This window comes from Arthrobacter sp. H41 (assembly GCF_000520535.1).
Lineage (GTDB): Bacteria > Actinomycetota > Actinomycetes > Actinomycetales > Micrococcaceae > Arthrobacter_D.
On record NZ_KI914776.1, the window covers coordinates 19,041 to 21,477 of the forward strand.

A 2,437-nucleotide genomic window follows, 5' to 3' on the forward strand; every position below is an offset into this window, starting at 1 on the left:
CCGCCTCCCCGGCGGCGATCTCGGCCCTCGTGCCCCCCAGGTGCGCCGTTCCTGCCCGGGCCACTTCGGCATTGGCCCACGGCACAGGCCCGGAGAGGATGTAGTCGACCTTGCACGCGGCATTGCCGTACCTGAAGCTGCGGAGTGCGCGGTCGTAGGCGGCAGGGAGTCGGCCCCGCGCAAGGCGGACCAGTGACTTCGGTGCGACGTCGAGGAGGACCACCTTCGCCGCTCCGAGCTCGGCCAGCGAATCGATGCGGCTTTCCACCACCACCTCGCCGCCGTGCGCCTGGATATCGGCAGCCATCGCGTCCACGATCGCCTGGGAACCACCCACCGGGATCGGCCAGCCGACCGTATGGGCAAGGAGGCCGAGGGCAAGGCCGGCCCCAGCCGCAGTCAGCGATGGAAGCGGGCCCACGGGATGCGCCATGACTCCGGTGAGGAGTGCGCGTGCCTCATCGGTGCGGAACCGCCTGTTCCAGAGGGGGGACCCCTGATCCAGTGCTGCGAGCCCGAAACGAAGCGCCGCTTCCGGTTTTTTCGGGAGGCGGAGGAAGGAGTTCAGGGCGAAGGCGAGGATTCCCTCCTCGCGCTGCGTCAGGGGCTCCATCAGCCGGCGGTATGCCGGCCCGTCGACCCCGAGTCCCTCGACCGTGCGGTCAAGGCTGCGGTAGGCGACTCCGGCGCGCCCGGAATCGAGCGGATGCGCATAGGAGACGTCCGGTACCGCGAACCCGATCCGCTTGCTGATTCCGAACGCCCGGAAGAAGGGCGATGCCAGTGCCATGGGATGTACTGCGGAGCAGAAGTCATGGAAGTGCTCGTCCTCCATGAGTTCGAGTGTGCGTGACCCTCCGCCGACGGTCGGCGACGCCTCATGGATGCGGACGGTGAGCCCCGCGCGGGCCAGGACGACGCCGGCCGCCAGGCCGTTGGGCCCCGATCCCACGATCTCGACATCAGCCACGGGAGGATCGCTTGCGCCGCGCGTCGAGCACCGCGGCCAAAGCGCGGTAGCGGAGGGGATGGAGCGGGATGTCGTAGGTGGTGGGGATGGTGACCACGTTCTTGGAGAAGTTGCGCTTGAAGGTGGTGACGTTGATGAGCTGCGGGTAGTTCTCACTCACGATGCCCGTGAGTCCGCAACTGGTGGCTCCGGCTGCCTTCAGCGCCCGGAAGGCTTCCCAGAGGAGCAGGTACGGAGCAAACGTGCGGCGCGCGTCCAGGGTGCTGCCCGCGAAGTAGTACACGGCATGGCCCCGGTACTGAGTGGTGATCAGCCAACTGGTGGCCTTGCCCTCGGAGTAGGCAACCAGCAGACCGGCGTAGCCGGAGAGCTGCGTCAGGAACGTTTCGTAATAGGAGGAGTCGAAGCTCTGGAACGCATCACGTTCGGCGGTCTCCTGCAGGATCGGAAAGAGCTCGGTCCGGAAGACCTCGATCCATTCCTCCTGGGGAATGCTTCGAACCTCCACCCCTTCCTTCCGTGCCCGGCGGATGCTGTTCCTCGCGTTGGGGCGGAAGCCGGCAAGCAGTTCCTTCTCGTCGGGCCGCAGGTCGACGACGATCTCCCGCTCGTACCACCCGTGCTCCAAAGGCCCCGTGGCAGGCGGTTGCAGCGTCGCGACCTGCATGCGCACGTAGAGAGGCGAGGCGTCGTCGTCGCTCCGGAACTGCTGGCGGAGGGTGTCCATTAGCACTCGTTCGGCCGCCGGCGTCCTCTCGCTGAACCACACCGGCCCGTTGACCACCACCAGCGACTCCCGGAACCGGCGCCGGATACGGAGGAAACTCGCAGTGGCAACGAGCGTGCCGTCCGAGTCCTGGGCGAAATGTTCCACCTCGCCAAGAGCCTCGGCGGAACACTGACCGGCGAGCACGGCGTCGGGCTCCTCAAGCGGGACCCGGATCTCGGGACGGGTGACCGCAAGGACGTCGAACTCGGTTTCTTCCAGCTTGTCGTAGCGGAACAGCGTTGCACTCACGTCGATTCTTTCGCTGGGGAACCTGGCGACCCCAAGCCTACCCGAGCCCTCCGGCCGATCAACGAGCTGCCGGCCCGACGCCTGATGAGGACGAATCGGTCGGGAGCCCGGTCGAACGGGCCCCCGCCGGGGTCATCGATCCCAGCCCGGCGGACCGCATCTGTAGCAGGGTCGAGTATCTCCAGCACTACTCTCAGCAAAATGTATGCAGTGAGGAGGATATGTCCCGCCACTGCAAGGGCGTAGTAGAGCAGGTCGATGTTGGTGTAGATGGATCCTCCGCTCGTCGAGAAGGCGAGATACATCCAGACCGCCCACCAATGCATCACTTCCGCCAACTGCCAGACGGCGAAGGTCCTCCAACGGGGGTAGGCAAGGGCGACGAGCGGCACGAGCCAAAGCGCATACTGCGGCGAATACACCTTGTTGAGGAGGATGAATGAACCCAC

General features: G+C 66.1%; 2 protein-coding genes and 1 pseudogene. All 3 read right to left on the reverse strand.

All coding sequences use genetic code 11. From position 1 onward, the window contains the following. Positions 1 to 970 (reverse strand): phytoene desaturase family protein (locus Y705_RS17500; protein ID WP_049822288.1); only part of this gene is annotated, 970 nt, incomplete at its 3' end. Further along, positions 963 to 1,697 carry a lipid II:glycine glycyltransferase FemX gene (locus tag Y705_RS22990; protein ID WP_343212716.1) on the reverse strand — a complete coding sequence of 245 codons (735 nt, stop codon included), beginning with the start codon at positions 1,695 to 1,697 and terminating at the stop codon, positions 963 to 965. The genes Y705_RS22990 and Y705_RS17500, both read right to left, overlap by 8 nt. Positions 1,698 to 1,984: 287 nt before the next feature. After that, positions 1,985 to 2,437, reverse strand: a pseudogene (locus Y705_RS22200) (hypothetical protein); the annotation flags it as partial.

Coding starts and splice junctions, on each gene's coding strand:
- Y705_RS22990 (WP_343212716.1), bottom strand. CDS start 1,697: ATGGACACCCTCCGCCAGCAGTTCCGGAGCGACGACGACGCCTCGCCT.